The organism is Pseudomonas sp. HMWF006, from assembly GCF_003061205.1.
In the GTDB taxonomy this organism is placed as follows: domain Bacteria; phylum Pseudomonadota; class Gammaproteobacteria; order Pseudomonadales; family Pseudomonadaceae; genus Aquipseudomonas; species Aquipseudomonas monsensis.
The window spans coordinates 393-4,890 of sequence record NZ_QAIU01000659.1; the positions used below are offsets into that span (position 1 = coordinate 393).

Annotated in this window: 3 protein-coding genes; 1 reads left to right on the forward strand and 2 read right to left on the reverse strand. The window is 61.9% G+C overall.

Annotated elements, in window-relative coordinates:
• Positions 1-59 precede the first annotated feature (59 nt).
• Positions 60-860 carry a cobalamin-binding protein gene (locus DBR24_RS30535; RefSeq protein WP_128616540.1) on the forward strand — a complete coding sequence of 267 codons (801 nt, stop codon included), beginning with the start codon at positions 60-62 and terminating at the stop codon, positions 858-860.
• A 15-nt stretch (positions 861-875) separates the two neighbouring features.
• On the opposite strand, the gene DBR24_RS30540 is transcribed toward DBR24_RS30535, so the two are convergent.
• Together DBR24_RS30540 and dxs are read right to left on the reverse strand one after the other, a co-directional pair.
• Positions 876-2,735, reverse strand: coding sequence for a TonB-dependent receptor domain-containing protein (locus tag DBR24_RS30540; RefSeq protein WP_128616538.1), 1,860 nt, complete (start codon positions 2,733-2,735; stop codon positions 876-878).
• A 163-nt stretch (positions 2,736-2,898) separates the two neighbouring features.
• A partial coding sequence (gene dxs / locus DBR24_RS30550; RefSeq protein ID WP_128616539.1) for a 1-deoxy-D-xylulose-5-phosphate synthase occupies positions 2,899-4,498 on the reverse strand: 1,600 nt, incomplete at its 5' end.

A 4,498-nucleotide genomic window follows, 5' to 3' on the forward strand; every position in this document is an offset into this window, starting at 1 on the left:
CTGGCATTGTCCACCGCCGTACTGTTCTACCTCTATCGCATCCCGCGTCAACTCGGCTGATGCGCCGTCTGTGGCTGGCGGTTCTGCTGCTGGCCTGCGCCGGTCCGGTGCTGGCGAGCCTGCGGGTGGTCAGCCTCGCGCCTTCCCTGTCTGAAATCGTCGTTGAGCTGGATTCGGCTGATCTGCTGGTCGGTGTGCTCGATGCCGGCGAGCGTCCTGCGACGCTCAAGGATGTCCCGTCAGTGGGCCGCTACGGTCAGCTCGACATGGAGCGCCTGCTCAGTTTGAAGCCAGATTTGCTGCTGTTGTGGCCCGGCAGTGTCGGCCCGGCGCAACGCGATCAGCTCAAACGCCTGAATATTCCGACTTATGTCGCCGAACCGCACACTCTTGAACAGCTGTCCGCGCAAATTGAAGCGATTGCCGCTCAACTGGGGCGACCTGAGCGAGGGGTGAAACTGGCGGCGCAGTTGCGCGCCAAACTCGAAGGTCTGCGCCAACACTATCACCGGGACGCGCCGCTGAAGGTGTTCTACCAAGTCTGGGACAAGCCGCTGTACACCGTTGGTGGCGGGCAGATCATCAGCGATGCGTTTGAGCTGTGTGGCGCGCGCAACGTGTTCGCCGACCTGAGCCTGCCGGCGCCGCAGGTCAGTATCGAGGCGGTGTTGCAGCGCAATCCCGAGGTGATTCTGGCCGGCGATCAGGCCCAGCTTGATGCCTGGAAAGCCTGGTCGCAGGTGGATGCGGTGGCGCGTGGGCAGTTGCTGTTGGTCACGGATAAGGGGCTGGAACGCCCGAGCGGGCAGATGATCGAGGCGACCGCCAAGCTTTGTCATCTCCTTCAGCCACAACGCTGATTTTTGTGGCGAGGTCTAGAGCCCCGGCGTCCAGGTCACCCCAAACACCCAGGCCCGACCTTCCTCGCGATAGCCATACTGGCTGCCGTCATAGCTGTACAGTGCACGGCTGTAACCCTTGTCCAGCAGGTTATCGACCTTCAAATCCAGTTTGATCTCGCGGTTCAGCGCCCAACTGCTCCGCAAGCCAATCAAGCCGTAGCCGCCCAATGACTGGGTGTTGTCCTTGTCGTCGTAGCTGCTGCTCACCGCCTGCCAACTGGCACCCAGACTCAGTCGATCGAACTGGCGATCCAGATCCCAACTCATCGTGCGCCGCGCGCGACGAGCCAGGGTGTGCCCGGTGTCGCGATCACGCGGGTCGATGATCGCCACGCCAAGGTTGCTCTGCCAGCCGAACAGCTCCTGCTTGAGCGCTGCTTCAAAGCCGTTGATTCGCGCCGAGGCGACGTTTTCAGGTGGTTTATTGTTGGCGGAGATAATCGCGTTCTTCAGATCCGTGCGATAGATCGAGGCCTCTAAGCGGCTGCTATCGCTCAACTGGCTGCGCCATTGCAGCTCATAGCTTTTCGAGGTTTCCGGTTTCAGGGCCGGGTTGCTGAAGTCCGGGTAATACAGGTCATTGAAGGTCGGCGCGCGGAAGCCTTCGCTGTAGCTGAGCAACAGATCGTTGTTCGGGTTCAGCGGCAGGGTAAAGGTGCCGCTCCAGGTGTTCTGGCCGCCGAACTGCTGGTTGTCATCGTGGCGCAGGCCGAGTTCCGTGGAAAAACTGTCGGCTTGGTACCGATGCTGGATGAACGCGGCGCGGTTCCAGCGGCTGTTCTCCTCGAACGCGGTGCTGCTGTTGATCCGGTCTTCGTACCAGTCGCCGCCGAGGATCAGGCTGTTGCGTGCATCCAGGGTCAGGTCGTTCTGCCAGTTCACCGAATCGCGGTAGGTGTTGAATACGTAGAGTTCGTCGCTGAGCTTATCTAGCGTCTTCTCGCGGTTCTCGGTATGGCCGATCTCTATGCGTGTTTTCCAGATGTTGTTGACCCGTGCGTCGAAGTAACTACTGATGCTGCTAACGTTGAAGTCGCTATATTGCTGCTGTTGGTAGTTGCCAAACGGACTGTCGAACTCGCTTTTGCCACGGTTATCCAGCAGATTGGCGCCGACTTCAATGTCATCGGTCAGCGCATGGCTGAGACTCAGACTGATGGACTTGTTGCGGTAGGCGTCGTGATCACTGTCGCTGGGATAGGACTCGTGAGTGCGGTCGAGCCCGGCGGTGTCATCGAGACTGGCGCCAAGATTGAAACGGGTTTTCTCGTCACCGCCGGTAAGGCCCAGACTACGATCCCAGGTCTGATGGCTGCCGAAGCCCAGGTGCAGACGCGGTTGCAGACTTTGCTCGGTGCCGCGTCGGGTGAAGATCTGGATCACCCCGCCAATCGCATCGCTGCCGTAAATCACTGAACGCGAACCACGCAGCACTTCAACACGCTCGATCTGGTCGATGTTCGGGTGCTGCAGGTTGCTGTCGCCTGAAGTCGAACTGCCGATGCGCTGGCCGTCGACCAGCACCAGACTCTGCGCCGACTGCGTACCACGAATGTAGATCCCCGGCAGACTGCCGCGCCCGCCGGCCTGCGCCACTTGTACGCCCGGCACTCGTTGCAGCAGATCGGTGACGCTGCCCGGTTGCAGGCGGTCGATGTCTTCGCGAGTGAACACGGTATTGGCCGCGCTGCTGTCGTTGCGCGCTTCGACCTGGCGGTTGGCGGAGATCAGTGTGTCCGGCAGTTTCAGGGCTTCGTCGCGTTCGAAGGTCTCGGCGAAAGCGCTGGCGGTCGTCAGCAAGAGGAGGGGCAGGGCGAGGCACGAGCGGTTCATCGGTGATCCGTAGGTCTTTCAGGTGTACACAGATTTCGTAGCGGCACAAAACACTGTGGGAGCGGGCTTGACCGCGAAAGCGTCGGCACAATCAACATGGATGCTGGATGTGCCAACCTCTTCGCGGGCAAGCCCGCTCCCACAGGGACGGTGTGTTAGCGGATTAGCGGTTAAGCAGTTGCAGACGCTCGCGGATCGCGGCCTCGATGCCGGCCTCGTCCAGCCCGCACTCGGCCAACATTTGCGCGGGTTTCGCATGTTCGACGTAGATGTCCGGCAAGCCCAGGTGCAGGATCGACTTGAGGATGTTCTCCCGCGCCAGGAACTCGCTGACCGCGCCACCGGCGCCGCCCATGATCGCGTTCTCTTCGATCGTCACCAGCAGCTCGTGGCCAGCGGCGATCTCGCGCACCAGTGCCTCATCCAGTGGCTTGACGAAGCGCATGTCGACCACGGTCGCATCCAGCTTCTCGGCGACTTTCAGGGCTTCGGTCAGTTGCACGCCGAACACCAGCAGAGCGACTTTACTGCCCTGACGACGGACGATGCCTTTGCCGATTTCGATCGGCTCGAGATCCTTGTCGATGGTCGCATTCGGGCCGGTGCCGCGCGGGTAACGCACTGCCGCCGGGCCGTTGTACAGGTGGCCGGTGGTGAGCATCTTGCGCAGTTCGTTTTCATCGCTCGGGGTCATGATGACCATGCCCGGGATGCAGCGCAGGTACGACAGGTCGAAGCTGCCGGCGTGAGTCGGGCCGTCTTCTCCCACCAGACCGGCGCGGTCGATGGCGAACAGCACGTCGAGGTTCTGCACCGCGACGTCATGCACCAACTGGTCGTAGCCGCGTTGCAGGAACGTCGAGTAGATCGCCACCACCGGTTTGGCGCCTTCGCAGGCCATGCCGGCGGCGAACGTCACGGCGTGCTGTTCGGCAATGGCCACGTCGAAGTAGCGCAGCGGGAAGCGTTCGCTGAACGCCACCAGGTCCGAGCCTTCCTTCATCGCCGGGGTGATCCCGACCAGACGCGGGTCAGCCGCCGCCATGTCACACAGCCATTCGCCGAACACCGCCGAATACTTCGGCCCGCTGGCCTTTTTCGGCGCAGCGGCCGGAGCATCCAGAGGTTCGAGTTTGGTGATCGCGTGGTAACCGATCGGATCGACTTCCGCCGGGGCGAAGCCTTTGCCTTTCTTGGTGACGATGTGCAGGAACTGCGGGCCTTTCAGATCGCGCATGTTGCGCAGGGTGGCGATCAGGGTCGGCAGGTCGTGGCCGTCGATCGGGCCGATGTAGTTCCAGCCCAGCTCTTCGAACAGGGTGCCGGGAACCAGCATGCCCTTGGCGTATTCTTCGGTGCGACGGGCGATTTCCCAGGCACCGGGCAGGCGCGACAGGACTTTCTTGCTGCCCTCACGCATGCTCGCGTAGGTACGGCTGGAAAGAATCTTCGCCAGATAATTCGACAGCCCGCCAACGTTGCGCGAGATCGACATGTCGTTGTCGTTGAGGATCACCAGCATGTTGGCGTTCACTTCCGGCGCGTGGTTCAGCGCCTCGAAGGCCATGCCGGCGGTCAACGCGCCGTCGCCGATCACCGCGATCGCCTTGCGATCGCTGTTTTGCAGGCGGGCGGCAATCGCCATGCCCAGCGCGGCACTGATCGAGGTGCTGGAGTGGCCGACGCCAAAGGTGTCGTACTCGCTCTCGGCGCGACGCGGAAAGGCAGCGATGCCGTCCTTCTGGCGCAGGGTTTCCATGCGC